Annotated in this window: 20 protein-coding genes; 2 read left to right on the top strand and 18 right to left on the bottom strand. The window is 58.9% G+C overall.

Going from position 1 to position 26,681, the window contains the following annotated elements; all coding sequences use genetic code 11:
* The first annotated feature begins 341 nt into the window (after positions 1–341).
* The gene (locus QP884_RS01050) at positions 342–2,609 is read left to right on the top strand and encodes an acyltransferase family protein (protein ID WP_284820244.1); all 2,268 of its coding nucleotides are present in this window, start codon (positions 342–344) and stop codon (positions 2,607–2,609) included.
* Between the two features lie 150 nt (positions 2,610–2,759).
* Here QP884_RS01050 and ffh read toward each other — a convergent pair whose 3' ends face one another.
* The 16 genes from ffh to QP884_RS00970 all read right to left on the bottom strand — a co-directional run bounded on the left by ffh (position 2,760) and on the right by QP884_RS00970 (position 23,385).
* Entirely contained in the window at positions 2,760–4,412 is a 1,653-nt protein-coding gene (gene ffh, locus QP884_RS01045) for a signal recognition particle protein (RefSeq protein WP_198491641.1), read from the bottom strand.
* A gap of 51 nt (positions 4,413–4,463) precedes the next feature.
* A complete protein-coding gene (locus QP884_RS01040; RefSeq protein WP_284820241.1) occupies positions 4,464–6,587 on the bottom strand; it encodes a [protein-PII] uridylyltransferase in 2,124 nt (707 codons plus the stop codon).
* Between the two features lie 6 nt (positions 6,588–6,593).
* Positions 6,594–6,932 carry a P-II family nitrogen regulator gene (locus tag QP884_RS01035; RefSeq protein WP_005325265.1) on the bottom strand — a complete coding sequence of 113 codons (339 nt, stop codon included), beginning with the start codon at positions 6,930–6,932 and terminating at the stop codon, positions 6,594–6,596.
* Between the two features lie 230 nt (positions 6,933–7,162).
* Complete coding sequence (locus tag QP884_RS01030; protein WP_005325266.1) at positions 7,163–7,531, bottom strand: Na+/H+ antiporter subunit G; 369 nt, start codon at positions 7,529–7,531, stop codon at positions 7,163–7,165.
* Positions 7,532–7,534: 3 nt separating this feature from the next.
* On the bottom strand, positions 7,535–7,825 hold the full coding sequence (locus tag QP884_RS01025; protein ID WP_005325267.1) for a cation:proton antiporter: 291 nt from the start codon (positions 7,823–7,825) through the stop codon (positions 7,535–7,537).
* Positions 7,822–8,355, bottom strand: a complete 534-nt coding sequence (locus QP884_RS01020) for a monovalent cation/H+ antiporter subunit E (protein ID WP_005325271.1) — start codon at positions 8,353–8,355, stop codon at positions 7,822–7,824. The genes QP884_RS01025 and QP884_RS01020 overlap by 4 nt, the downstream gene beginning before the upstream one ends.
* Positions 8,356–9,897 (bottom strand): monovalent cation/H+ antiporter subunit D family protein, encoded by a 1,542-nt coding sequence (locus tag QP884_RS01015; protein ID WP_284820238.1) that lies wholly within the window; start codon positions 9,895–9,897, stop codon positions 8,356–8,358.
* Positions 9,897–10,373, bottom strand: a complete 477-nt coding sequence (locus QP884_RS01010) for a sodium:proton antiporter (protein WP_005325274.1) — start codon at positions 10,371–10,373, stop codon at positions 9,897–9,899. Before QP884_RS01010 ends, QP884_RS01015 begins: the two co-directional genes overlap by 1 nt.
* Positions 10,373–13,351: a DUF4040 family protein gene (locus tag QP884_RS01005; RefSeq protein ID WP_284820236.1), complete on the bottom strand. Its 2,979-nt coding sequence runs from the start codon at positions 13,349–13,351 to the stop codon at positions 10,373–10,375. Before QP884_RS01005 ends, QP884_RS01010 begins: the two co-directional genes overlap by 1 nt.
* A 372-nt stretch (positions 13,352–13,723) precedes the next feature.
* Positions 13,724–15,709, bottom strand: a complete 1,986-nt coding sequence (ftsY, locus tag QP884_RS01000; protein ID WP_284820235.1) for a signal recognition particle-docking protein FtsY — start codon at positions 15,707–15,709, stop codon at positions 13,724–13,726.
* A gap of 91 nt (positions 15,710–15,800) precedes the next feature.
* Complete coding sequence (smc, locus tag QP884_RS00995) at positions 15,801–19,322, bottom strand: chromosome segregation protein SMC (RefSeq protein ID WP_284820233.1); 3,522 nt, start codon at positions 19,320–19,322, stop codon at positions 15,801–15,803.
* Positions 19,323–19,439: 117 nt separating this feature from the next.
* Positions 19,440–19,685 carry an acylphosphatase gene (locus tag QP884_RS00990; RefSeq protein WP_284820232.1) on the bottom strand — a complete coding sequence of 82 codons (246 nt, stop codon included), beginning with the start codon at positions 19,683–19,685 and terminating at the stop codon, positions 19,440–19,442.
* A 16-nt stretch (positions 19,686–19,701) separates the two neighbouring features.
* Entirely contained in the window at positions 19,702–21,201 is a 1,500-nt protein-coding gene (locus QP884_RS00985; protein WP_239234713.1) for an alanine/glycine:cation symporter family protein, read from the bottom strand.
* Between the two features lie 53 nt (positions 21,202–21,254).
* Positions 21,255–22,070, bottom strand: coding sequence for a bifunctional DNA-formamidopyrimidine glycosylase/DNA-(apurinic or apyrimidinic site) lyase (gene mutM, locus QP884_RS00980; protein WP_284820230.1), 816 nt, complete (start codon positions 22,068–22,070; stop codon positions 21,255–21,257).
* A 2-nt stretch (positions 22,071–22,072) separates the two neighbouring features.
* On the bottom strand, positions 22,073–22,843 hold the full coding sequence (gene rnc, locus QP884_RS00975; RefSeq protein WP_005325284.1) for a ribonuclease III: 771 nt from the start codon (positions 22,841–22,843) through the stop codon (positions 22,073–22,075).
* A complete protein-coding gene (locus QP884_RS00970; protein ID WP_150850669.1) occupies positions 22,840–23,385 on the bottom strand; it encodes a YceD family protein in 546 nt (181 codons plus the stop codon). The genes rnc and QP884_RS00970 overlap by 4 nt, the downstream gene beginning before the upstream one ends.
* A 150-nt stretch (positions 23,386–23,535) precedes the next feature.
* Here QP884_RS00970 and QP884_RS00965 point away from each other — a divergent pair, with 150 nt between their 5' ends.
* Entirely contained in the window at positions 23,536–24,183 is a 648-nt protein-coding gene (locus tag QP884_RS00965; RefSeq protein WP_284820227.1) for a hypothetical protein, read from the top strand.
* 191 nt (positions 24,184–24,374) lie between these two features.
* Here QP884_RS00965 and QP884_RS00960 read toward each other — a convergent pair whose 3' ends face one another.
* Together QP884_RS00960 and gdhA are read right to left on the bottom strand one after the other, a co-directional pair.
* The gene (locus tag QP884_RS00960) at positions 24,375–25,133 is read right to left on the bottom strand and encodes a DivIVA domain-containing protein (RefSeq protein ID WP_200435476.1); all 759 of its coding nucleotides are present in this window, start codon (positions 25,131–25,133) and stop codon (positions 24,375–24,377) included.
* A gap of 201 nt (positions 25,134–25,334) precedes the next feature.
* Entirely contained in the window at positions 25,335–26,681 is a 1,347-nt protein-coding gene (gene gdhA / locus QP884_RS00955; RefSeq protein WP_284820225.1) for an NADP-specific glutamate dehydrogenase, read from the bottom strand.

Raw genomic sequence — 26,681 nt, 5'->3', positions numbered from 1 at the left:
ACTAGTCACTGGGCAGTACAGACGCGCACTAGGTTGTGCGCCGGTTCAACCCTTGGATTTTATCTGCGCGTGACATACCGGCCGACCGTAGACGGGAACGGTGCTACGCAGAATATTACGTTCTTCAGTTTATCTAGCTCAGAATATCCGAGTAGATAACCTGGGATATTTTAGCGCGAGTAGCTGCATTTTCAAAAATTACTACGCCACGCACGCAGGTTCGTTATGCCTGCGATAGTGAAGCAGAGTACCCTTAAGGGCCGAATATAGACATTTCGTTTCATATGTATGGCGCGCCTTCCGCCCCGCCATCCAGGCAAAGGCGCACGAAAAGACAGTTTATGACTAAAGAATCACCGCGAAACTTCCGGTACCGCTATGACCTTGATGGTCTGCGCGGTATTGCCATCGGCCTAGTAGTTATCTACCACGTATTCGTCGGACGCGTATCAGGCGGCGTCGACGTTTTCCTGCTGCTATCCGGCTACTTCTTCTTGGGCTCCCAGCTGCGCTACGCAAGCAAGCCTAATGCCTCGCTGAACCCATGGTGGCCCATCTGGCGCACCTTGCGGCGCCTGGTGCCAAGCTTGGTTTTGGTCATCGGCGTGACCTACATTCTGGTGCGCGTCTTCACCCCGCAGCTCATGCGCACCGAGCTCACTCAGCAGATCACAGCCACCATGCTGTATTACCAGAACTGGGAGCTAGCGGAACAAAACGCCGACTACACGGCGGCCGCGGCTGATACCTCACCGCTTCAGCACATGTGGTCCATGGCTGTGCAGGGCCAGTTCTACATCATGGGCATTGCCTTTGCGCTCATCTTGGCTGCCATCATGAAGTTCCGGCCACAGCAGCAACCTTTGGGCAAGCGGAGCTTCCCCACGGTCAACCAGATTGCTGGCCCGATCCTCATCGTGATCACCATTGCCTCCTTCGCCTATGCTTCGCGCCACGGTCTCTACGGCACCCCGGAGAACTACTACTCCACCTGGTCGCGCGCTTGGGAGTTGACCTTGGGCGCGGTACTGGCCATCTACGGTTCCTCCTGGAAGATTCCGGCCCGCCTCTATGACCTCTTTACTGGTCTGGGCCTTTTGATGCTCATCTTTACTGGTGCCATCATTGCGGATACCACTGCGTATCCTGGCCCGCTTTCCCTCTTGCCGCTAGGCGGCGCCGTGCTCATTATCTTGGGCGGCGGTGGCAAGATTTCCAAGGCAATGGCTTCCAAGCAGGCACGCTGGCTGGGCGATGTAGCCTACCCGCTCTACCTGTGGCACTGGCCATTGCTCATTTTGTCCACGTCCTACCTGGGTCAAGAAACCCCGTCGTGGTGGTTGGGCGTCATCATTATCGCCATTTCGCTGTTGTTGGCAGACCTCACGCACCGCTTTTTGGAGAAGCCCCTGCGCCAGCATCGCAAGCGCCCCACGGCAGAGGACCTGCCGGTACGCAAGGGCCTGTCGACCTTGCAGAAACCCGCCGGTGCCGCTCGCGGTGTGGGTGGCGTTGTAGTCGCCGCGGCCGTTGTCGGCCTCTTGGCTGTCCAGCCACTGTGGATGCGCACCCTTGATGATGCTGATGCGGAGCTTTTGGACCCTGCCCTCTACCCCGGCGCAACGACGTTCATCAACGACATCACCCCGCCGGATAACCTGGAGGTCAAGCCTGATCCGATTCTGGCCGGCGGCATCCAGCCACCAGTAGCGACAAATTGGTGCTTCGTACCAGATAGCCAGCCTGCTGACTTCTTCTTCGAAACCCGCAAGGACGGAAAGACCCCCTGCATTTTCGGTGACCTCAACGCAGAGAAGGAAGTTTATTTGGTGGGCGGTTCCCACGCGGAGCAGTATTCTGCCCCGCTGGACCGCTTAGGCAAGGAAATGGGCTTTAAGCTAGTTCCACTGCTGCGCCAGGGCTGCCCGATTGAATTGGGTGACGATGTCACCGTGACCCCAGAGTGCGCCGAGTGGGGCAAGCTGGTCATGGATCGCATCGAAGAGGCCAATCCGGCCTTGGTTATCTCGAATACCACGCGCCCGCAAAATGAATATGGCACCGGCCCCGATGCAGTGCCCGCCGGCTACCAGGCATTCTGGGATGAATTGGCCGAACGCGATATCCCCTTCTTGGGCTTCCGCGATAACCCGTGGGGATTCGATGAGGAAGGCCGTCCACGCGAGTTTGATGAGTGCTACGTCGCTACCGAAGATGCCTACGGCTGCGGCATGCGCTTTGAACAGGTCTACCAGCCTTATGACCCCGGTGCAGTCGTGCTGTCGAAGTACCAGAATATGCTCTCGATTGATACCGCTCCGTGGTTCTGCGATGCCAATGGTGACTGCCCGGTCATCATCGGCAATACGATGGTCTACCGCGACATGCACCACATCACCAATGCTTTTGCGGAATCTGCAATGCCAATGATCCGCGAGGCCCTAAAGCCCTTCCTCAACGGGGAAAAAGTCCAGCAGGAAGCCCCGGATATTCCACCGGAGCAGGCTGCAGGAGCCGTGGAGCAAGCGCCCGCAGCGCCTACCGACGCCGGCAAGCAGCATGCCAACCCCGTCCCCTACCCCAACGCCGCACAAGACGATGCCGTCTAGGCCATAGCTCGGTCGTGCACAAGCCCCGAGGGCGAAGGCGCCTCATGCGAAGGCGCGCTGGGGCTTAGGGCGGCGTCGGCAAGCCGCACAAAAAGGAGGCTCCCGCAGCAACGCGGAAGCCTCCTTCTTTATGCTTTAAGGCTGGGAAAACTACTTTTTACCCTTGCCAAAGTCCAGGTTGTCGAGATCGATATTTTCCATTCCCTTCGGCATCTTTGGCATGCCGGGCATACCTGGCATGCCACCGCCGCCGCCCATTTGCTGCTGGAGCTTTTGCAGCTCCTCCATGGACGGCATGCCGCCGCCACCGGGCATTCCTGGCATTCCGCCCATGCCCGGCATACCGCCCGGCATCTTCGGGCCGCGGTTGCCACCGCCGCCCTTGCCCTTCTTGCGCTTGCCGTTTTTACCCTTGCGGCCCTTCGGCTTCTTCTTGGTAGCGGAGCGACCACCCATGCCGCCCATGCCGAATTGGCCGGCCATCTTGGACATCATCTTCTTAGCCTGGTTGAAGCGCTCAATGAGCTGGTTGACCTCGGAAACGCTGACACCAGAACCATTAGCAATGCGCTTGCGGCGCGATGCATTGAGAATCTTCGGGTCTTCGCGCTCCTGCGGAGTCATACCGCGGATGATCGCCTGGATGCGGTCCAGCTGCTTTTCATCCACCATGGCGGCCATTTCATTCATCTGCTTGCCGCCGGGCATCATCTTCAGCAGGTTGCCAATAGGGCCCATCTTGCGGATCATCAGCATTTGCTCAAGGAAGTCATTGAGCGTCAGCTCGCCAGAGCCGAGCTTGGAGGCTGCCTCCTCGGCCTTCTGGTGGTCCAGGGTGGCTTCGGCCTGCTCGATAAGGGAGAGCAAATCACCCATGCCCAGAATGCGGCTGGACATGCGCTCCGGGTGGAAGACATCGAAATCATCGAGCTTCTCACCGGTAGAGGCATACATGATGGGCTTGCCGGTGACCTCACGAATAGACAGGGCCGCACCACCACGGGCGTCACCGTCCAGCTTGGTGAGAACAACGCCGGTAAAGTCCACGCCATCGCGGAAGGCCTCGGCCGTCTGTACGGCATCCTGGCCGATCATGGAGTCGATGACAAAAAGGACTTCGTCTGGGTTGACGGCATCGCGGATATTGCGCGCCTGCGTCATCAGAGTCTCATCGATGCCCAAGCGGCCAGCGGTATCGATGATGACCACATCGTGCTGCTTCTGCTTGGCCTCAGCAATGCCCTGCTTGGCGACGTCCACCGGGTCCCCGTGCGAGGTGCCCATTTCATGCTCGTTGGAGTCCAGGGAGGTTCCCGGATCCGGTGCAAAGGTCGGCACCTCAGCGCGCTCGCCGACGATTTGCAGCTGCTGCACCGCGCCTGGGCGCTGCAAGTCACAGGCCACCAGCATCGGGGTATGGCCCTGCTTAGCCAGGTGCTTGGCCAACTTACCGGCCAGGGTGGTTTTACCAGCACCCTGCAGGCCGGCAAGCATGATCACCGTCGGCGGGTTCTTAGCCAGGTTCAGGCGGCGAGTTTCGCCACCCAGGATCTCAATGAGCTCCTCATTGACGATCTTGACTACCTGCTGCGCCGGGTTGAGCGCCTCAGAGACTTCCGCGCCACGGGCGCGTTCCTTGATGCGCTTGATAAAGCCACGGACGACGGTCAAAGACACGTCGGCTTCCAGCAGCGCGAGGCGGATCTCGCGGGCGGTGGCATTGATATCAGCCTCGGTCAGTTTGCCCTTACCGCGCAGGCCCGCCAGGGCTGACTGTAGGCGGTCTGATAGTGAGTCAAACACTACGGATGCGCTCCCTTAATTTAGATCGATCTAAAGTTCAACTATTCAATCTTAGTCCCTAGCCAGGGCCCTGGTCACATTCCCCACCACGGTAGCGCGAGAAACCTGCCCGGCAAGGTACACATTGACGATCATCGTCGCGCCCATAATCTCATGGCGCAGCCATACAAAGTCCGGCAATGCCTCTACCAAGTGCCCTAAAGCGCCGATGCGCTCAACCGTCCGGATGACCAAAATGCCGCCTACATCGAATGCCGCAGTGGTCACCTCGCCAGCAATGGCCGGCAGCTCCGTATAAGTTCGTGAGTTATAGGATTGGATAAACCTTATCTCCTGCGCTGCTTCCTTTAAGGTCTGCTGCACCGTGCGGATGAAGAACTCCGCCTTATAGGCACCGTCCTCCTCGCGAACGATATTCGCCCGCACGATGGTCCACCCCAGCGCCGATAGCAAAGCGAAGATGCGCTTTAGCTCCCCTTGAGAGGTACCGCACCACGACACGCTGACTTCTTGGTCTTCCCAATCCACTTTGAGCGCAACGCCTTCGCTAGATAGCGGTACATGCACAGCAGGGCGGTCGAGAACACGCGGTTTGAGCGCCTCAAGTGCCCGCGCGACGATCAGCTTCTGTGCTTGCTTCACTCGCGGTGTCCACACGCCAGGCCCGGTCGATTGGGCATCAGCCTCAGCCAACACCGCTAACAGGGATATAGTCAGCTGGTCATAATGTGCGGCAGCCAAGAGGGCGTCGCGAGCGTCATCGGAAGCTGGGTCCATCGTCGCCGCTAACCGCGCCAAGGTGGTATGTTCTGCCACCAGGGTTTGGGCGCGCGACCTATCGGCAACACTCAACCGCATACGGGCTGCCTGGCGGGTAATCATCTCCGCACCTACTTGCGCATGAGGGCGCCCGTAGCCCTTGCCTATGTCATGGTAAAGCGCCGCCAAAAGCAATAAGTCCGGACGAGCCACCGAGGTACGCATTTCCGCACAGCGGGTAACCGTAGCGATGAGATGATGGTCCACTGCATGGACGTGGCTGCGCTCGCGCGGCAATAAGCCGCGCACATGCCCCCATTCTGGGACTAAGCGTTCCCATAGGCCATAGCGGTCCAAGTCTTGTATGACGCGCGGCGTGCATCGCGGGGAGGATAAAATAGCGAAGAAATCATCCACCGCTGCCCGCGGCCAGCGTGGCGGCAGCTCGGGCAGGTCTTGGAGCTGGTGCCACGTGGTCTCTGCGATGATATATCCCGTGCGCGCCGCGGCAGCCGCCACGCGGGTGAGCAGCCACGGGTCCTCTACATTTGGCTTGCGGGAGAGGAAAATGCTGCCGGCCTCAGCCACGACGTCCACATCGAGCGGGCGGCGCCGACCCCGGCCGGACACTGAAGCATTACGGCCTAGTACCCCACGGGCGGTTGCAAGGCCGCGCTCCACCGCCTTATTGACCGTGGCCGCAGCGCTGACCAAAGCTGCCGTCAGTGCGTAGCGGCTTTCAAAACCCAGATCCGCCGCTACGTCCGCGGCGAACTCGGGATCCAGTATGTCCCGGTGGCGCCGGGCTGTGACGTGCAGGAGCGTGCGGGCGTCGAGAAGCAGCCGCTGCTCACCGTCCAGATCTGGAAAGTCGCACAGGTTTCCCAAGGCCATCGCGCGCAAGAGCTGAATATCGCGCAGTCCCCCGCGCCCATTCTTCAGGTCCGGGTTCGTCATCGCTGCCACCGCGCCCGAACGTTTCCACCGAGTAATCGCGGTATCCAAGAAGTCATCAAAGCCGCGCTGCAGCTGACGCCGCCACGCCGCAAGCAATTGCGCCCGCGCCTCATCCACCAGGACCTTGCGCCCTGCTACAAAGGCCAAATCCAACTGGGCAAAGCCGGCAGAGGCATCCTCGGCGGCAATCGCCCCGCACTCTTGTGGGGTGCGCAGGGCATAATCCAGGCGGTACTTGGCATCCCACACGGGATACCACAGCTGCTCCACCAGAGCCGGATCTGGCTCGTGGCCTTCCGGATAGATGAGGATGACATCAATATCCGAGTACGGAGTCATCTCATTGCGGGCAAAGGAACCGGTGGCAGCGAGCGCGGTTCCTGGAGGAAGCTCGAGACTGCGCAATACACGAAGCGCCGAGGCATGGGCCTCGGCGCGAATCTGTGCGGCGGTATGCATGCGGGCTTAAAGTGCCGCCTCGCCGCGCTCGCCAGTGCGCACACGAATGGCATCTTCAACTGGGGTTACCCACAGCTTGCCGTCGCCGATCTTGCCCGTGTAGGCAGCATCCACGATGGCATTAATGATGTCTTCAACGTGGTCATCGGCCGCAACAACCTCCAGCTTGACCTTGGGCACAAAGTCAGTGGCGTATTCTGCTCCGCGGTATACCTCGCTGTGTCCACGCTGCTGCCCAAAGCCCTGGCTTTCAGTAACAGTGAGGCCGCGTACTTCCTGCTGCTCCAGAGCCTGACGGATTTCCGGCAGGGTGAAGGGCTTAACGATGGCCGTGATGAGTTTCATTGTTACTCCTTGCTAACTCTTCGGGGCGGGTCTAGAGGCACCGAATAACGTGCATCCATTCTAGCCCGAGCACAGCAATTGCTGTGCAACTTTTCCACATTGTGAATCCAGGGCGCTGGTGGGCTCAGAAGACCCCACTGTGCAACCAGAAAAGCGGCGAGCTGTTCTGTTCTCCCCGCAGCTACGCACAGGAGCAGAAAAGGCTCGCCGCCAGAAGGAGCTGAAGAAGACTAGATATCGTCTTCCTCTGCTTGCACGGTCTGAACTTCCTTATTGGTGTGCTTGGCGTGCTTGACGTCGGTGACGGTTACGCCATAGATGGAGCGGCCCAGATAAAAGGAACCTACCGAGCCGATGATCCATACACCGAAGCAGGCGATCAGTGCCTGGATCAGCAGCCACAGCGAAAAGCCATCGCGGCCAAAATCTACGACCAGCTTGGCCACGATAATCAGCGGTACCGCAAGTCCCACAGTGGGGCCCAGCAGGTTGGCCCGGGTCAAGGCATCGGGCGCTCGCCACAGAGACACCACCGTAGCGACCACCAAGAGCGTAGCGATGATAAGCAGAACCGAGGCGATAATTTCAGAAATGGCCATGGTTTATCGCCTGCCCTTCGAAATGATGCGGGCCATCGATAGCGTCGGTAGCACACCGGCGGCAATGGCTCCAAGGAGTGCAATGTAATACGCCATCGGGGCGTTATTGGTCATCGACCACGCCAAATACATGCAGATCATGCCGTAGAAAACGATATCCGAGGTAATGGCGCGGGTGAGCTCATCGCGCGTGCGAAGCGCCAGCAGCACGCCGCACCACGTGGCGACGCCCATGATGAATACGCATACAAATACGACCCAGCCGAACGGGGACAATGTGGCAAAGTCAATCATCGCTCGGTCTCCTTTCTGCGTTGTACGTTGCGGGCGCGGCGCTTTGGCTTTTCGACGTCCGCTTCGCTTTCTGAAAGCGGAGTGTCCTCCGCCCGTGCCAAGTCAGGCGAGCGCATATAACGACCGACGGACTCGAGCGGATACTCGTAGAAAGCCTCATCCAATTCTGTAGTCTCCCCTTGACCCGGGACGCCGTAATCGATGTCCTTAACCCGCGGGGCGAGGCGCTGTTCCATATCAGCAAGATCAGCGACGATTCCCGCCGGGTCAGATCCTTGGACTGCCTGTACTAGCACGATGCGGGGCAGCCCCTTGCGGGGCGGTTCGCGCAAACCGAGTGAGAGCGTGCCCGGGGTTGCGGTAATGGAAGACGTAAACCAGAAGATCTCCCAGGCGCTAGTCACGCGCAGTGGGTAACGAATGATAACTGGGTTATATTCGTTATCCGGTTTGAAGGCCGCCAGTGCCAAGCTAATGCCGGCGACGAAAATCTCCTTGATGAGCCACAATGCATACACAATTGCGTTCATTTAACGGCCCTCCTGGATTTCATCGATATTGGGAACGGCAATCGGCTCGTCGCCCAAGACGGTTTCAGTATAAGCGGTAGTGTCCAAAAGCTGCTCCGCTGCAGAATCCACGACATCGAGGACGATGCCGGAGAAGATGAACATGCACAACGAACCAAGGATGAGAGCCGCAGATGGGGCCATAAGCTTTTTGCGGATGATCAATTCATCCGGGACCTTGTCCTCCGGCAGTCCCTTGCCCCAGAAGACCTTGCGCCACACGCGCAGCATGGCCAAGAAGGCAGCGAAGGAAGCGATGATGATGGCCGCAATGGCAATCCAAGCCCAAGCACCACCGACGCGGGCAACCTCGAAGACGATCATCAGCTTGCCCCACATTCCCGAGAACGGTGGGAAGCCCACGACGGAGAATGCACCGGCAGCGAAGATCCACGCGATGATGGGGTCGCGGCGAGCAAGGCCGGAAAGCTTGCTGAGCAAGCCTGTGCCGTAGGTTTCCTCAATGGCACCAGAAGCCAAAATCAGCGAACCAACGGTCAGCATGTGGTGAATCGTGTACATGATGCCGGCTGCCAGGGCGCGACGTGGGTCATCAGAGGTAAACGCAAGCATGACCAAAATGAAGGGCATGCCGTTGAGCATCTGGTAGCCGAGGACGCGGCGGATGGAATTTTCCGCTAGGCCGCCAAAGGCGCCGATCATCATGGAGATAATCATGATGACGATGATCAGCACATTCCAGCGCTGCTCCAGATCGAATAGCTGCACGTAGAGGCGGTAGAGCATGTAGACGGCTACTTTGGTGTGCAGGCCGGAAAACAGGCCCATCACTGCGGCGGAGGTTCCCGGGTAGGTGCGTGGCAGCCACGACTGCACGGGGAACACGCCGGCCTTGGCGGTAATCGCAATGAGGATCAAGCCTGCTGCCACGGTCACCGGCCCATTGCCTGCCGCTGCGCCCTTCAGCGCGCCCAGGTTAACCGCACCGGTAACCGAATACATATAACCCACGCCAACAACCAACAAGGTGGAGGCGAAAAGGTTAACCAAGACGAAGGCACGGCCGGCTGCCAAGCGCGACCACGTACCAGACATGGTGATAAGGCCATAAGACGGCAAAAGCATGACCTCAATAAAGACGAAGAAGTTAAAGAGGTCGGCGGTGAGCAATGCGCCGCACACACCAGTGATCAAGATCAGGGTGAGCGAAGGATAGTAGCGAGACTTAGTCTCTCCGCCCACAATGGCAAACCAGTTGGCACCAAACGCGACGATCATCGTAGTAATGATCATCAACGCGGAGAAGGCATCCGCCGCAAACGGAATACCCACATTGCCTTGGTAGAGGCCAACGGTATGGGCTACTACCCCATTGTTCATGGTGTAGATGAGCAGACCCAAGCCGGCGAAAATTCCAACGCCCGGGATGATAAGCATGATGGAATCGCGTACCGCACGCCACGGTGCCAGCAATGCGAAGGCCGCTGCAATCAGCGGGACCGCTGGAAATAGCGGAAGGAGTTGAGCTACAGCATCAGCCATTATTTGTCATCCTCCTTCTGTTGAGTTGCCCCGCGTTCTGCAACGGGAGTGTTGTGGTCCACCTGACCGATTCGGTCCAGCTGATTGGTGGACTCTTCCAAAATTTGGCGATTCTGGGCATCTCGACCCAAGGTCGAAAAGGCATGGTCGATGGTGTTGTCATCAACCGGCTCCACCACGTCGGTGTCGTCGTTCTTGCCCATGGCCGCCATCGTCAACAAGATGGTCGAGGTTGCCATGGAAATAACAACGGCGGTCAACACGAAGGCCTGCGGCAGCGGGTCGGCCATCTGATCGTGCGGAACCTGGGATGGGAAGGACTCTCCGCGGTAGGAATACACGCCCGTAGCCAGCAGCATCAGGTTGGCACCGTGGCCAAAGGCCATCATGCCCAACACGATGCGTACCAGGCCGCGCTGCTGGATGAGATAGACAGCACTGCCGATGAGTAAAGCAATAGTCAGTGCAAGGATCATTACTTCTCCCCTCCCCGGTTAGCCGCGGAGCGCTTATTCTTCCTCTTCGTCTTTGCTTCCGAAGGCGTCAGCAAGGCCAACGGATCGGTCGAAGGGTTGATCGGGTCTGGGTACGGATCGTCGACATCCTCGAGCGAAATGCGTGGAGTCGTCGGCAGCGCGGAATCATCATCATGAACCCATGGCAAGAAGTCACGCTCCGTGCCTGGGCGCAGGTAGCCACCCAATGCGTTAATCGCCATGGTCAACATACCCAGCACTGCTAGGTAGATGCCCAAGTCGAAGATGAGCGAGGTGGTCCAGTGTTGGCCAAAGGCTTCGGCATGGATTGCAGCCAGGAAGCCACCATTGCCAATGCCGTGGTGCAAGTAGCCCACAAAGCCGGCGATCAAGGCGGTGATGATGCCGATACCGGTCAGGTGAATCGGAGTCATACGGCCGAAAACAATTTCATCGGAGCCACGGGACAGGTAGATAAGCCCGATTGCCGCGCCCATGATCAGCGCTGCGGGGAAGCCACCACCGGAGGCATTGTGCCCGCGGAAGAAAACGATGACGGACATAATGACCAACAGCGGGATGACAACGTGCACGCCCTTGCGCAATGGCACGGAGTTCAGCTGGGACTGGCCAAACGGTGCTGGGCGTGTACCCGACTTGAACGGGAATCGCGGCAACGTCGTAGTAATGGCTGCAATAACCACCGCAGCCATACCCAGAACGGAAAGCTCGCCCAAGGTATCGAGTGCACGGAATTCCACGATGATAGTAGCGACAACATTGTCGCCGCCGGTGATATCCGGAGCATTGTCCAGGTACCACATGGCCAAATCGGAGCGCTCGTGGCGGCCCATGAGTCCCCACACGCCCAGGAACGCAGCCACACCGGCCAAGACCGCAATGACGATGGAGCCGGTCTTGCGGGATTTGTTCTTCACCGGATGGAAGGTTTCTGGCAGGTAGCGCAGCACCATCATCATGACGATGACGGACAGGGCCTCCACCATAAACTGGGTCAGCGCCACGTCAGGTGCGCCCAGCAGGAACATCTGCAGGGTCACGCCCGAGCCGGCAATGCCAATCATGATGGCACCGGTCAAACGATTCTGGGTGCGAACCAGTCCAAACATCGCCAGAGCGATGATGCCCAGTGGCAGCAGGTCCCATGGGTTATCCAGACCATCCACCCGTGGTTGCAGCGCTACCCCGTCGACGCCATCGCGAATGAGGGTGGTGGCAGCCAGCACGATGATCAAAATGACAATCGGCAGCATGTGGCGGGATGGATTATGCGAGTCGGACATCTTGCCCAAGACGCGCCCCAACTGGGAGCAGCCCTTCATCAAGGAGTACAGCAAATCATTGCCGCTACGCGGCATGAACTCGTGGGCTTCAAAGCTTGCCCACATCTTCTTGCGGGCAAAGATACCGGCAATACCGAGGATGAGGACCACTAGCGAGATAAGGAAAGGAACGTTGAGCCCGTGCCAGAGGGCAAGGTGCGAATGATGCTCCAATCCCACGGCAGCCACTGCATCATCGATCGGGGCATCAAAGAGCCCGAGCACAAATACCAGCGGCAGAGACATAAAGCCCGGCAAAGCTGCAGGTAGCCACAGCGACACTGGTGCTTCATGGACATCTCCCATGTCGCGAGGTCCGTCAAAGAAGGCGCCGAAGACAATCTTTGCGGAGTAAGTAAAGGTAAAGAAAGCACCGATACCGGCAACGATGAGAAGGATTACCTGGCCCGCGCCGCCAATCGGGGCGTCTTCAAACGCGGTAAGCATTCCTTCCTTGGACACAAAGCCCAAAAGCGGTGGCACCGCAGCCATCGAGGCTGCACCGATTACTACGGAACCGAAGGTCCACGGCATCTTATTCCACAGCGGTCCAAGGCGGCGAATATCGCGCGACCCAGCCTCGTGGTCGATGACGCCAATGAGCATAAACAGCGAGGACTTAAACAGCGCGTGCGCCAGAGTGTGGACCAGCGCTGCGGCGATAGCGAACGGGGTGCCCACACCGATGGTGGCAACAATCCAGCCCAGATGGGAGACGGTGGAATAGGCCGTAAGCTTCTTCAGATCCGTCTTCTGCACTGCAAATACCGCGGACATCACCGCGGTGCCCATGCCTACGACGATGAGCAACCAATTCCACACCGCCACATCGTGGAAGATGGTGGAAAAGCGAATAAGCAGGTACACACCGGCCTTGACCACCGCTGCCGCGTGAAGGAAAGCCGATACCGGGGTGGCGGCGGCCATAGCCTCTGGCAACCAGAAATGGAATGGGAACTGTGCCGCCTTAGTAAAGGCAGACGCCGCAATCAACACGGCTACGGCTGCCGTTACCCCTGGGCGTTCCGTCCATACAGGGGACGCCAAGATGGCAGATACGGTAGTCGATCCGGTCACCGTCGCGGCAATACCCAAGCCAGTCAGCAGGGTCAATCCGCCAATGAAGGTCAGGATTAAGGTGCGCTGCGAACCAGCCTCGCCGCCGGAACCGGAGCGAGCGATCAACATAAACGAAGCCAAGGAGACTAGCTCCCAGGCAAGGAACAAAACCACCACGTCGTTGGCCAGAACCAGCAACAAGATGGACAGCGTGAACGCTGTCATCAAGGTATAAAAGCTGGTGTTGCCCTCATTCTTGGGCAGATAGGCCGCCGAATAAGTGAAAACGACGGCGCCAATGACCAGCGCCAACATAGCGAAGAAGATGCTCAACGCGTCCCCGCGGAGAGCAAAACTTACGTCGACGCCTGGTGCGATGAAATCACGCACCCAAGTGGCGTGGAAACTTAATTCCTCCCCGGCTGCAATGGCAGGAAATTCCTTGGCGATAAGGACCGCTGCAATAAGAAAAAGGCCAGCTAGTGGGTAGCCTGCCTTTCGGTCAATAACCTTCACGGTTACCGGTGCCAAGATCACTGCCAGCGCCGCGAGGAGGACTGCATAAAGTAGCGTCACGAAATACTTGCCTCACGAACCTTGGTCTAGGTTTAATGCGAATTTCGCATTAAATACAGCCCTTTCAGGTTACCATTCCCGCCAAGGTCAAACCACATTGCAGCATTCCCCTACGCTTCATAAAAGGCGAGTACAACCGCCACAATTACGCTCGCAGGCAGAGAATTCACAGGCGCTCAGCAGGACTTATTCCCGCGACAATTGCATACGCCTTTTTGCATGGTCTGCGAAACGACTGCGAGATGAAGGCGAAAAGAATTCGCGAGATTGCTGCACGCTACAACGCGACCATGAAAACGAAGGACTCCCCCCAACACACCGTGGCGCACGTACGTGGCACCCGATATGCAGGGGGAGCTACAAGGCTAGCTGCTACTTCTCACCCAACAGGGCGTCGACGAAGCCTTCAACCTCGAATGGCGCGAGATCATCGGCGCCTTCGCCCAAGCCCACAAGCTTGACTGGAACACCCAATTCTTCTTGTACCTGGAAGACGATTCCGCCCTTGGCAGTGCCGTCCAGCTTGGTGAGAACCACACCGGTAATATCTACTACCTCGCGGAAAATACGCGCCTGAGTAAGGCCGTTCTGCCCCACCGTGGCATCCAATACCAGCAGGACCTCGTCCACATCGGTCTTCTTCTCCACCACGCGCTTGACCTTGCCCAGCTGGTCCATCAAGTCCGTGGAGGTATGTAGGCGGCCTGCGGTGTCGACCAAGACCACATCTACTTGCTGTTCCACGCCGGTAGCAACCGCATCGAAGGCTACCGATGCTGGGTCAGCGCCTTCCTTGCCGCGCACGGTATCGGCACCAACGCGGCGGCCCCACGTCTCAAGCTGATCAGCGGCCGCAGCACGGAAAGTATCGGCCGCGCCCAAAAGGACCTTGTGGCCCATGGCTACCAGCACGCGAGCAAGCTTGCCGGTGGTTGTGGTTTTACCGGTGCCATTGACACCGACAACCATTACGATTGCTGGCTTGCCCTCATTCGGCATGGCCTTAATGGAGCGATCCATCTCTGGGTGACCTGCCTCAATGAGGCATTCGCGCAGCATGGCACGTGCCTCATCCTCGCTGGAAACGCCGCGCTCTGCAATCTTCTCGCGCAGGGAATCAGTCACCTTCATCGTGGACTTGGTGCCCAAATCCGCCATGATGAGCGTGTCTTCGACTTCCTCCCAGGCGTCTTCATCCAAATCGCCTGCGGACAAAATTCCCATGAGCCCCTGGCCGATGGCATTTTGCGAGCGCGAAAGGCGTCCACGCAAACGGCCAAGACGTCCACCAGCGGGTGCGATATCATCCTGCGGAGCTGGCGCTGGAGCAGGTTCGCCCTCTGGAGCCTCGGTCTGTTCCTTGGCCGCCTCGGCTGCACCGGTTTGCGCCTCGGCAGCAGCTGCGGCCTCTTCGGCTTCCTCGCGGTCGTCCACCCGCTCCTCGATGTCTTCCGCATCATTGTCTTCAACAACCTCGTCGAAGACTGGGGACTCCTCTTCTACCTCGGCATTTTCCACGGAGACAACGTCTTCTGGAGCTTCCGCCTTTTCGGCAGCTGCCGGCTCTTCTGCCTTGGGTGCAGCTTCTGGCTGCTCAGCCTTTTCTGGGGCACGGTCCGCGTGCGATTCTTCGCTTTCCGACGCCCCAGCTGCCGCACCCGCTACGCCTGCCGCGCCAGCAGCAGCCGCCGCCGCAGCGCCAGTTCCCTTGGACTGGGATTTGTCTGCCTTATCAGCGGAAGATTCTGCCGCTTGCTTCTTCTCCTCCGCTGGCACTTTGACCTCGGCGGGCTGAGTAGGCTCTGCCGGTTTATCGGACTTCGCCGGCTTCGCCTGCTGAGGTGCCGGCTTGGTTTTTGGTTGCTCTGCCACAGGCTTGTCGGCCACAGGCTTGTCGGCCATGGGTTTGTTTGCCGCGGCTTCAGTCGTAGGCTGGGCAGGCTGTGGCTTATCAGCCTGCTCCTGCGGTTTAGCCTGCGCCTTCGGCTTTTCCTTAGACTGTGAGGTCTTGCCGCTGAGCTGCTCGTTGGCGATGTCAGTTGCATTCGGCTCTGCCTTAGCGGCCTTCTGCGGCTGAGCCTGCTTTTCTGGGGCTGGCTTGTTCGCAGCGGGTTTATCCGCCTGAACCGGGGCTTTCTGCGCTTCCTTAGCGCCGCCAGCAGGAGCGAAGTTAAAGCCGGACTTGGCTTGATAGTTGCCGGACTTTTGCTCCTGGGTCAGCTGCTTCGGTTCTTCCTCAGCAGGCTTATCAAAGGACACCTTCTTGGCGTCGCCGCGTTTTTTGCCGATTACCACGAGAAGAATAATCAGCACGATGACGACGATCGCAATGCCGATCCATAACCATAAAGAATTCATGCCTCTATAGTGCCAGTCTTCTCAGCTCGCGGCACGTCAAACCCCCTCCTATAGCGGGAAGGGGTCCTGCGGGAAGTGGACGAACCCCAGGCTACTTCCCCGGTTCGTTACCGCGGGGAGCATCTACGCCCAAGCGAGTAGCATCCTCGCTGGCTTGCTCCGTTCCAGGGGCGCTGCCTGCGGGATTCATGCGCTGCGAAATCACGCGAGTAACACCATCGCCGCGCATGGTTACGCCATAAAGGACGTTGGCAACATCCATCGTCGGTTTTTGGTGCGTAATGACGATGAGCTGCGAGTCCTTTCGCAGCTCCTCAAAGAGGGCAATGAGGCGGCGCAGGTTGACGTCATCAAGCGCTGCCTCAACCTCGTCCATGACATAGAACGGGCTGGGACGGGCGCGGAAGATGGCTACCAGCATCGCAAGCGCAGTAAGCGACTTCTCGCCACCAGATAGCAAGGACAGGCGCTTGACCTTCTTGCCCGGTGGGCGTGCTTCCACCTCGATGCCGGTGGTGAGCATGTCCTCCGGCTCTGTGAGGATAAGGCGTCCCTCGCCACCGGGGAAAAGGGTCTGGAAAACCTTTGGAAATTCTGCTTCGACGTCGTGCCATGCATCTGTAAACAGTTGCAAAATCTGCGCGTCTACGTCTTCGATAACGCCCGCAAGATCCTTGCGGGCTTGGATGACATCCTCCAACTGAGTGGACAGGAAGGAATAGCGCTCCTCCAAAGCCTTGTATTCTTCCAGCGCGAGCGGATTGACCTTACCTAGTGAATTGAGGTCTTTTTCTGCTTGCTTCAAGCGCGCGTTTTCTGCCCCGCGGTCGAAATCTTCGCCTGGAGTGTAGTCCTGCAAAAGATCCGAAATCGCAATGCCCAGCTGTTCCACAATCTTGGCTTCTGCTTCGTCCACACGCACCTGCGCCTGGGAGCGAGCAATTTCCGAGTCATGGGCGCGATTGGTCAGCCGGTCCAGCTGCTGCCGCGCGGCCGAGACGTGTTGCTTGACCTGCTGCAGCTGCGAGTTGAGGGAGGTGCGCTGCGCAAAGTAGTCATCGCGCTCAGAGGTGGCGCGCTCAAGCAGCTGCGTGGCGCGCGCGGCCAGATCGCGTGAATGCTTGGCTACCGCACCGGCCAACTCTCCCTGGGCCTTGCGCCGCGCCATGGCTTGCTCATGGCGGGCCTTGGCTTGGCGTTCATGCTGCGCTTGGCGACGCAACGCCTCACCCTTCCCCGCTACCTGACCCACGTGGTCTTGGGCCGAGCGGGCTGCCACCTGCGCCTCCATTTCCATGGACTTGACCTGCTCTAATGCTGCGGAGGCCTCGTCGCGCTCTACCGAAGAGGGCTCGTCGGGCTGCTCGTCCGCATCGACGCGGGCGAGCCTATCGCGGGCGTCGGCAAGCTGCGTGCGGGCCTCGGTGAGCTTGACCTCGATCTCGGTCGCCCGCGCCGCGGCCTTCTCGTGCTCGTTCTTATTGGCCTCGTACTGCTTGAGCAGGCGCTGGTGATCGCGCTTCCACGCATCGACTTCAGTATCATGCTCGCGCAAGGCAGCTTTCGCCGAGGCCGCAGTTACGCGGGCATCCTCCGCCGCGATCTTCGCGCCCTCCAACGTGCCGGAGAGTTCTTCCAGCTCCTGCGTGGCAGATTCCAACTGCTCCTCTGCCTCCGCGATGCGGGCGGAAACCTCGACGGTGGATGAGGCACCGGTGCCTACTTCTACCCAACCTTCACCCAGCACCACGCCGGATTCGGTGACGGCACGCAGGCGGGGGTCCTCGGCCACCAGCTTTTTCGCCTCCGCGACATCGGAGACGAGTACGACATCCGCAAGGAGGCGGTGCAGCGCTGCGGATACCTCTGGAACCACCGCAATGTGGTCGAGCAACCACGAGGTGCCTGCGGGCAAAGTCGCATCCACGCGCCAGGAAGTGGCGGGGGCGGCCACGGAGACGTCGATAAGCGCGGAGCGCGTGCCCTTTTCCAAGTCTGCAATGAGCTGGGCAGAAATCTCGCCGGCCTGGGCCTCTGCAAAAGCACCCAACGCGGCGGCTACCGCGGTCTCATACTTGGTGGTGATGAACTCGGCCAACGGTTGGAACTGCTCGCCTACCTCAACCTTTTCCGGCGCAGTCTGGGCCAAGGTATCGATGCGGGAGCGCAACGTGTAGACGGCGCGCTCACGCTCGCGCTGCTCATCGCGAAGCTGCTCCAAACGCTTATCGGCCGCACCCGATTCACTGGCCGCCCGCACATGGGCTTCCTCGAGCGGCTCACGCTCGCCAGCCAAAGACTGCAACTTATCCGCCACCTCATCGGCCTCCGCCTGGGCAGCTTGGGTGCGCTGCTTGGTAGAAGTCAGGGTCTCCTCCTGGCGCGCCAGCTCCTCTTCTGCCGAAGTAACCTGGCCTGCCGCCTTTTCCTCTGCGGCGATGAGGCGGACGACGCCCTCGCGCCTATCCGCAATGGCTCGCAGCTGCGCCATGTGCTCGCGCTCAGCGGCCTCGAATGCTTCACGGCGCTCTGCCACCTCTTCGCGGATAGTCTCCAGGCGTTCCGCAGCTTCCTCCGCCGCAGCGAGAAGCTCTGCATGTTCTTCGTCCGCGCGGGCAGCCCGTGCCTCTAGGTCATCCGGGTCCTGGCCAGAATAGGCCACCTGTGCGCCGGCATTGGACGCTCGTTCCTCCGCGATGCGCTGGGTCGCGGAAATGCGCTCGGACAGCGTGGACAGGTCGAACCACAGTTTTTGAGCCGCCTCCGCCTTGGGGTTTACCTCTTCCAGCTGGGCTTCCACTTCTAACTGAGAACCCGTTGCTTCTTCCAGCTGCGCGGTGACTTCTTCTACCTGCTCGGCCAAAACCTCGGCCGCGCGCTCGGCCTCCTGAAACTTGCTGCGCAGGCGCACCACCCTATCGCCTGCCAGCCGCAGGCGGGCGTCGCGCAGATCAGCCTGCACAGTGGCGGCGCGCTGCGCGGCCTCTGCTTGGCGGGCCAAAGGCTTGAGCTGCTTTCCCAACTCATCAGTAAGGTCCTGCAGGCGATCCAAATTGGCCTGCATGCCGGTGAGCTTGCGCTGCGCTTTTTCCTTGCGGCGGCGGTGCTTGAGTACACCCGCGGCTTCTTCGATATACGAGCGCCGATCCTCAGGCCGCGATTCTAGGATCTCAGAAAGCTTGCCCTGGCCGACGATAATGTGCATCTCGCGGCCAATACCCGAATCAGATAGCAGCTCCTGAATATCCATCAGGCGCGCTTTGGAGCCATTGATTTCGTATTCGCTGGCACCATCACGGAACATGCGGCGGGTGACCGACACTTCCGAGTATTCGATCGGCAGCGCACCGTCCGCATTATCGATGGTGAGGGTGACTTCGGCGCGCCCCAGAGCCTTGCGGTCGCCGGCACCGGCGAAGATGACGTCCTGCATCTTTCCGCCGCGCAGCGTCTTGGCGCTTCCCTCACCCATTACCCAGGCCAAGGCGTCCACCACATTGGACTTGCCGGAGCCATTCGGCCCGACGACGGCGCAAATTCCCGGCTCGAATTTCAGAGACGTCGCCGACGCGAATGATTTGAAGCCTTTCAGCGTCAGCGATTTCAGGTGCATTTGGGTAAGTTTAGCAAGCCTTGAACGCAGCTGCCCAGCCGAGCCTGGCGGTTCGCTCCAGCGGGCTTGTGCTGCGAGTTAGCGTTCAATGAAGCCAGATTCGCCCTTAGGGGCAGCTCATTGTTCGACAACCAGATCCACCGTTCCCGGGCGCCGGGTCGTACTCGGCTGTTCTTTGAGGAGTCCCAGCAATTCCTCGCATTTCTCCCGCGGGCCTTCTGCTACCACCTGAACCCGGCCATCTCTCAGATTGGTGGCATGTCCGTTCAAACCGAGTTCCAAGGCACGGGAGCGCGTCCACCAACGAAAGCCCACTCCTTGGACGTGCCCATGGACAAAAGCGGTCATTCTTTCCAGTGCCATGCTGCCTCCCTAATTTCTAATAGCGATCGTGGTGTCCCTTATCCCGCAACACGCGGCGATCCTCTTCGCTGCGGCGAGTGACAGGATCCGACCCGTCCCAGCACTCTACGCCCTTCAGCTCCGGCATCATATCGCGGTGGAATACCGGATCGATGCCGTGGCTGCGCTGCTCGTTGTAATTCTTGAGCAGCTTAATCGCCACACCGGATAGTGGCACGATGGCGATGATATTGAGGATCACCATGGTTGCCGCACCGGTATCGGCCAAGGCAAAGACCAGCGGCAGGGAACCCACTGCGCCGAACCAGACAAAGAAAAGCACGACGAGGCGGAAAATTACCAGCGCAGGTTTGCTCTGGGTGAGGTACTCCAGGTTGGATTCCGCCAAGTAATAATTGCCCAAGATGGAGGAGAAAGCCAGGAAAAAGAGGATGAAGCTGACGAAGTGGATGCCCCACTCGCCCACCTCAGAAGACAAAGCCGCCTGGGTCAAGGAGACGCCTTCTGCTTCGGCGCCGTAGGCAATCTCCGGCCCCAGCAAGATGATAAAGGCGGTGATGGTACACACCACCAAGGTGTCGAAGTACACGCCAAGGGTTTGCACCAGGCCCTGCTTGACCGGGTGCGAGACTGCCGCGGTAGCCGCTGCGTTCGGAGCAGAGCCCTCACCAGCTTCGTTGGAGAACAGTCCGCGCTGAATACCCTTCATCATGGCCGCGCCGAGACCGGCGCCAGCGATTTCCTTAATACCCAGAGCGTGGCCGACAATATCGCCAATCATTCCCGGCACCTTGTCAAAGTTGGTGATGACTACAAAGCCGCCGATAAGCAGGTAGGCCACCGCCATAAAAGGCACGATGATCTGGGTGATATTGGCAATGCGGTTCACGCCGCCAAAGATGATGAGGCCAGCAACCACGGCAATAACAACACCGATAATGGAGCGGAACATGGTGTCATCGCGGTCAAAGGAGAAGGACACCGCATCTGCAATGGCGTTGGTCTGAAAGGCGTTGTAGACCAAACCAAAGGTAAAGGCGATAGCGATGGAGAAAAGCGCGCCAAGCGGGCCCCAGCCCAAGCCGCGTTTCATGTAGTACGCCGGGCCGCCGCGGTATCCATCACCATCGCGCACCTTCCACAGCTGCGCCAGGGTGGACTCGATAAATGCAGTTGCACCACCAAGGATGGCGATGAGCCACATCCAAAAGACAGCACCTGGGCCGCCCACGGAAATAGCCACGGCCACGCCGGCCACATTGCCGGTGCCAACGCGGGAGGCGGCCGAGATGGTAAAGGCCTTGAAAGCAGAGATGCCGCCATAGTCCTCGTCCTCATCGCGGCCCTCCCCCTTGGGTCGCTCGACGACGGCGCGGAACATATCCGGCACCATGCGCACCTGCACCAAAGCGGTACGGATGCCGAAGAATAGGCCCGCAGCGATGAGCAGCCAGGGCAGAATCCACGACCAGACGCCGTCATTAAATGTCGTTACGACATTTTCAAGAAAATCCATGCAGAATAATTTACTGCCTTGAGGTTCACAACGTGAACCCCATGCGCCATAACTTATTGGCAATGGGGGCAGAAATGGGTGGAACGCCCTGAAATTACGCAGCGCTCCAAGGGCGTTCCGCAGCGCTGACAGGGCTGGCCAGCCCGCCCATACGCGGCCAGGGAACGCGAGAAGTATCCCGATTCACCATTCACGTTGACGTACAAGGAATCAAAGCTCGTGCCACCCACTTTTAGGGCGGCGGCCATGACGTCTTGGGCCGCTTCGAGCAGGGCCACGGCATCCTTTTGGCGCAACGTCGATGCCCTTTTGCGGGGCGGAATCTGTGCCGCCCACAGGGATTCATCGGCATAGATATTGCCGATTCCAGAAGCCAAGGTTTGATCCAACAGTGCGGATTTTACTGCAGTCTTCTTTGCCCGCAGGCGCCGGGCGGTTGCCACAATGTCGAAATCTGGTTCCAACGGGTCAATGCCAATGTGCGAGATCTTCGCCCACGGTGCATAGAGCCAATAGCCAAAGGTGCGCTGGTCTACAAAGCTAAGCTCTACCCCACCGCTTAGCTGAGCGCTAATGCGCAAATGCGGCGAATCGGTCGTGCCGATTCGAACCTGGCCCGACATGCCTAAGTGGATGAAGAGTACGTCGCGGTGGGGATCCATGGAATCTTCGCCCACAAATTCCAGCCACATGAACTTTCCCCGTCGAGCCACAGCGGCGATCTCTTTACCGACAAGAAGACCGGGAAGTGGCTCATCTTGGCCACGGTTGGCACGCGGGTGCAGGACGTGCACAGACTCAAAAGTCCGCCCCACCACGTGGGGCTCAAGACCCCGGCGGACGGACTCGACTTCCGGCAGTTCCGGCATACTTAGCCTTCTTTATGCGCAGTGCCCTGCACCAAGAGAGGAGTCTCGCGCAAAGTCTGGCATGCCTCTTGAGCTGCTTGCTGCTCGGCCAGCTTCTTATTATGGCCCACTCCATTGCCCACGGTCAGACCAGCAACGGTAGCTACCGCGTTAAAGGTCTGGTCATGTTCTGGGCCGGTGGAGGTAGCCGAGTAGACCGGCATCGGTGCCTTAAGCTCGGCACACAGCTCCTGCAACGTGGTCTTCCAATCCAGGTGGCGGCCGCTCACGGTCGCATTGTCGATCTTTTCTGCAAACAAGCGCAGGATGACATCTCGCGCGGTTTCGAATCCATGCTCGCGGTAGATAGCGCCAAAGATCGCCTCGGTGGTGTCGGCAAGGATGGAATCCTTATCGCGGCCACCGGTGGACTGCTCGCCCTTGCCCAGCAAAATGTGCGGGCCGAGGTTTATCTCACGAGCGATATCCGATAGGCCATAGCGCGAGACGATCGAGGCACGCATCTTGGAAATATCCGATTCCGGACGAGAAGGATAAGTGATGTAGAGCTGGGAGGCCACCGACAGGCCCAGCACCGCATCGCCCAAAAACTCCAAGCGCTCGTTATTAGGCAAATGCCCATTCTCATTGGCAAACGAGCGGTGAGTAAGCGCCAAACGCAGGTGTTCTGGCTGCAAGTCCACGCCGAGCGATTCCAACAGTGGGCTGTGGTCTACTGCAGCAAATTCGGCTGCCAGTGCCTCTTCCCCGGTTAGCTTCTTTTTGCGGCTCATAGGAACTTCTCCAAACCAGCCCAGCGGGGGTCAACCTTGTCTTCCTCTTCTTCGCCAGAGATACCGGTGGTCACCCCTTCAGGCGTGTCAATCTCACAGCCGTCCTCACACACCGGCGCGAAGGGAAGGTTGAGCCCTACCTCATCGATCACGGCCTGCAAAAGATCCAGCTCATCATCCTCGATCTCTGGAATCTCATCTCCGGAACCTTCATCATCGGCGGCAGGATCGTCGCCAGAGACGAAGGATTCATCGGCGGCAAAGACCTGCGTGACGTGCAAGTCCAGCTCTGGGTGCAGTTCCTTCAGGCACCGGGAGCATTCCCCAGTCAGCCGTCCAGATACGTTGGCATCCACCAAGACACCTGCACCTAGAGGGGTTAAGGTGGCGTCTACGGTGAGCTCCTCACCCTTCGGAATGGCGATCATCTCGACGCCGATCCTCTCAGGTGCGGGGCCGGTCTGGGTGCGTTGCTCCGGCAGTGCGTCAGCGCCTTGGGCGTTCAACAATTCGCCCACATCGAACTTCAATGGTGATGTCATAACACTAGGTAGTCTACCTTGCCCCGCAAACTCCGCCTAGCGGCCCGCACAGGCAAACTTTCTGTCAAGAGTCTGTCGTTTAAAGTAAAAGGGCCTATGCCTTTCCGGATTAGCCTTTTCCCAAGCCAAAGCCATCTTTAGTGTGGAGGCATGACTTACCACTTGGCGCTAGCCTCCACGGATCCACGCAGCATCGCACTCGGATTCGCCGTGTTTAGCTGCCTTCCTGCCGCGGTATTAACCATTGCCGGCACGCTCGTGCACGCGACTCCACGGCCGGACCGTTCAGGAATCTATGGTGCTAGTGGGATTCGCCTCTTTACTGCACTCATCTGCAGCATCATTGCTGGTTTGATAGCTGGCACCATCCTGGTATTGCCCACTGGCATGGACCTTTCGGTGCTTACCGGCGCACTCATCTTTTCTCTAAGCGCAGGCGCCATTACCTGGTTCTCTCGGGAGACCATTCCCACGGCGCTTATTTCTGTAGGCACCATGCTAGTTGCCACAGGTGCGCTGGTGAGTATGTGCGCCGTGTGCTTTCCGCAGAACTTTAGTGATAGTTCTTTGACGTCACTGTCTTCCTATTTCTTTACCGCACTCGTTGCATTCCTTTTCCCTGGATTAGTAACCACAATCATTGCAGCATGTATGGCGGTCCAATCCGCCGCGCCTGCGCATCTCACCTCGAGGAAGGAAGGAAGCGCCACGTCCGCACACACGCCGTTAACAGCTGCTCCCCATGCACCGAATCCGGCAGTGTCCACCACACAGCCTCGCTCCCGCGCAACCTCCTGAACTGCTCATGCTGGTAGGGAAACATAAAGGCCCTGGTGGGTGGGAAGACGGCGTACGACAAACCGTCTGCCCACCCACCAGGGCCTTTGGCCGTGCCTGATGTAAGGGACTAAACCATCCCTCACCCCTCAAGCCCCAGAGCCCAGTTCCATCCGGGAAATGAAGCTTAAGGGCAGAAAGAATTTAAAGGTTTAGCGCTCGTTATAGCGACGCTCGTAGTTCTCGCCTTCTGCGTAGCGGGAGCCGCCCGCAACACCGCCGGCACGACTCGAGGGCTGGTAGTCGCCGCCGCGGGAACGGACCCCGGCACCGCCGCGCAGTGCAGAGCGGTCGGAGCTTACGGTGCGCAGCAGCCCATTGAGGGTGGTTTCAAATTCGCTTAGCTTGCCGTCTACAAACTCATCGCATTCACTGCGCAGACGGTTGGACTCAGTGTGGGCGGACTCCACGATGCGGTGTGCTTCCTCATCAGCGCGGCGCACAACTTCCGATTCCGAAACCATACGCTCTTGCTCGGCACGGCCTTCTGCCACGGAACGCTCATACTCATCATTGGCCTGAGCGATGGTGCGGTCTGCTTCCGCGCGGGCCTGTTCCACCATGGACTGAGCGCGAGCTTCAGCATCAGCCACTAGCTTGGCGGCATGCTGTTCTGCGTGGGAGACCGTGGCATCCGCCTCTTCGCGAGCATGGCCCACGATGTCATCGGCCTGCGCATTAGCGTCGTTGATCGTCTGGTCCGCGCGCTCTTCGGCGCCGTGCAGGATTTCATCCTGCTTATCCAAGACATCCTGCGCGTCATCAATCTCAACGGGCAGGGCGTTACGGAGGTCGTCGAGAAGCGCGAGCATTTCATGGCGCGGAACCATGCAATTAGAGGTCATCGGGAGGCTATGGGCCTCTTCCAAGTGCTGGACTAGTTCATCAAGGGACTCAAAGACACGGTACATGCTGCGAATTTTACATGCCCTCACGTGCCAGACGTGGAGGCCACGCACCGAGTGTGTACTGCAGATTTACCCTCCGAAGCCGACAGATGCCGTCCAACCGCCCACTCACGCAATTTATGGCGCGTATTTGCAGCACAAGCTCCCCTTCTCCGCTACACAAAGGCAGCGCAGAAGGGGAGCTTGAAAGTAAAAAGCGAGCTACTAAATCACGCCCTGTGCCAGCATGGCGTCCGCTACCTTCTTGAAGCCAGCGATATTCGCGCCGGCAACGTAATCGCCCTCACGGTCATATTCCTTAGCCGTGCTATCGATGTTTTTAAAGATATTGGACATGATCGCATGGAGGCGATCATCGGTGTACTCAAAGGACCAGGAGTCACGGGATGCGTTTTGCTGCATTTCTAGCGCGGAGGTAGCAACGCCACCAGCGTTGGCGGCCTTGCCCGGCGCGAAGTTGATCTTGGATTTTTGGAAGATGTGGACCGCCTCTGGGGTAGAGGGCATATTGGCGCCTTCGGCTACGTAGCGCACGCCGCCGTCAACGAGCTTTTTTGCGGATTCGCCATCGAGCTCATTTTGGGTGGCGCATGGTAGAGCTACGTCTGCCTGTACTTCCCAGATATTTCCGCCTTTGTGGAATTCCACGCCGTTTCCAGCCTCTTCGGCGTAGGTGGAAATGCGCTCACGGCGGGTTTCCTTGACGTCCTTAAGCAGCTCAATGTCCACGCCATTAGGGGTGGTGATGTAGCCGGAGGAATCGGACATGGCCACTACAGTAGCGCCAAGCTCTTGGGCCTTGGCTGCGGCGTAGATGGCCACGTTGCCAGAACCGGAGACGATAACCTTGGCGCCGTCGAAAGACTCGCCGTGCGTCTTCATCATCTCATTGGTGAGGTAGACCGTGCCAAAGCCCGTGGCTTCAGTACGAACCAGGGAGCCACCCCAGGTCAACCCCTTGCCGGTGAGGATGCCGGATTCATGCTGCGTGGTCAGGCGGCGGTACTGACCAAAGAGAAAACCGATCTCGCGGCCGCCGACGCCAATGTCACCGGCCGGAACGTCGCGGTATTCGCCAATATGGCGGTGCAGCTCCGTCATAAAGGACTGGCAAAAGCGCATGACCTCCACCTCGGACTTGCCCTTGGGATCAAAGTCAGAACCGCCCTTGCCGCCACCAATGGGCAGGCCGGTCAGGGAGTTTTTGAAGATCTGCTCGAAGCCAAGGAACTTGATGATGCCCAGGTTGACCGAGGGGTGGAATCGCAGGCCGCCCTTGTAGGGGCCGAGCGCGGAGTTGAACTGAACGCGGAAGCCGCGGTTGACCTGGATTTCGCCATTATCGTCAATCCATGGCACACGGAAGATGAGCTGGCGTTCAGGCTCGCACAGGCGCTCCACCAGGCCGTAGTCCGCGTACTGCGGATCCTTTTCCAGGACAATTTTCAGCGAATCCAGGACCTCAGAAACCGCTTGGTGGAATTCCGGTTCTCCCGCATTGCGCTTGAGCAATTTGTCGTAGTACTCAGAGATTTGGCTATCTACTGACAT

Origin of the sequence: Corynebacterium tuberculostearicum (assembly GCF_030229345.1) — a bacterium.
Taxonomy (GTDB): Bacteria; Actinomycetota; Actinomycetes; order Mycobacteriales; family Mycobacteriaceae; genus Corynebacterium; species Corynebacterium tuberculostearicum_G.
The sequence above is the reverse complement of the archived record's forward strand: the minus strand, read 5'-3'. Positions and strand labels throughout refer to the sequence as shown.

What these genes read in the sequence shown, in the direction of transcription:
- QP884_RS00965 (WP_284820227.1), top strand. Translation starts at nt 23,536, where the DNA reads ATGACTTACCACTTGGCGCTAGCCTCCACGGATCCACGCAGCATCGCA.
- QP884_RS01020 (WP_005325271.1), bottom strand. Translation starts at nt 8,355, where the DNA reads ATGAACGCAATTGTGTATGCATTGTGGCTCATCAAGGAGATTTTCGTC.
- QP884_RS01025 (WP_005325267.1), bottom strand. Translation starts at nt 7,825, where the DNA reads ATGATTGACTTTGCCACATTGTCCCCGTTCGGCTGGGTCGTATTTGTA.
- QP884_RS01030 (WP_005325266.1), bottom strand. Translation starts at nt 7,531, where the DNA reads ATGGCCATTTCTGAAATTATCGCCTCGGTTCTGCTTATCATCGCTACG.
- QP884_RS00960 (WP_200435476.1), bottom strand. Translation starts at nt 25,133, where the DNA reads ATGTACCGTGTCTTTGAGTCCCTTGATGAACTAGTCCAGCACTTGGAA.
- QP884_RS01010 (WP_005325274.1), bottom strand. Translation starts at nt 10,373, where the DNA reads ATGATCCTTGCACTGACTATTGCTTTACTCATCGGCAGTGCTGTCTAT.
- QP884_RS00970 (WP_150850669.1), bottom strand. Translation starts at nt 23,385, where the DNA reads ATGACATCACCATTGAAGTTCGATGTGGGCGAATTGTTGAACGCCCAA.
- gdhA (WP_284820225.1), bottom strand. Translation starts at nt 26,681, where the DNA reads ATGTCAGTAGATAGCCAAATCTCTGAGTACTACGACAAATTGCTCAAG.
- QP884_RS01015 (WP_284820238.1), bottom strand. Translation starts at nt 9,897, where the DNA reads ATGGCTGATGCTGTAGCTCAACTCCTTCCGCTATTTCCAGCGGTCCCG.
- ftsY (WP_284820235.1), bottom strand. Translation starts at nt 15,709, where the DNA reads ATGAATTCTTTATGGTTATGGATCGGCATTGCGATCGTCGTCATCGTG.
- rnc (WP_005325284.1), bottom strand. Translation starts at nt 22,843, where the DNA reads ATGAGCCGCAAAAAGAAGCTAACCGGGGAAGAGGCACTGGCAGCCGAA.
- QP884_RS01040 (WP_284820241.1), bottom strand. Translation starts at nt 6,587, where the DNA reads ATGCATACCGCCGCACAGATTCGCGCCGAGGCCCATGCCTCGGCGCTT.
- QP884_RS01050 (WP_284820244.1), top strand. Translation starts at nt 342, where the DNA reads ATGACTAAAGAATCACCGCGAAACTTCCGGTACCGCTATGACCTTGAT.
- mutM (WP_284820230.1), bottom strand. Translation starts at nt 22,070, where the DNA reads ATGCCGGAACTGCCGGAAGTCGAGTCCGTCCGCCGGGGTCTTGAGCCC.
- smc (WP_284820233.1), bottom strand. Translation starts at nt 19,322, where the DNA reads ATGCACCTGAAATCGCTGACGCTGAAAGGCTTCAAATCATTCGCGTCG.
- QP884_RS01035 (WP_005325265.1), bottom strand. Translation starts at nt 6,932, where the DNA reads ATGAAACTCATCACGGCCATCGTTAAGCCCTTCACCCTGCCGGAAATC.
- QP884_RS00985 (WP_239234713.1), bottom strand. Translation starts at nt 21,201, where the DNA reads ATGGATTTTCTTGAAAATGTCGTAACGACATTTAATGACGGCGTCTGG.
- QP884_RS00990 (WP_284820232.1), bottom strand. Translation starts at nt 19,685, where the DNA reads ATGGCACTGGAAAGAATGACCGCTTTTGTCCATGGGCACGTCCAAGGA.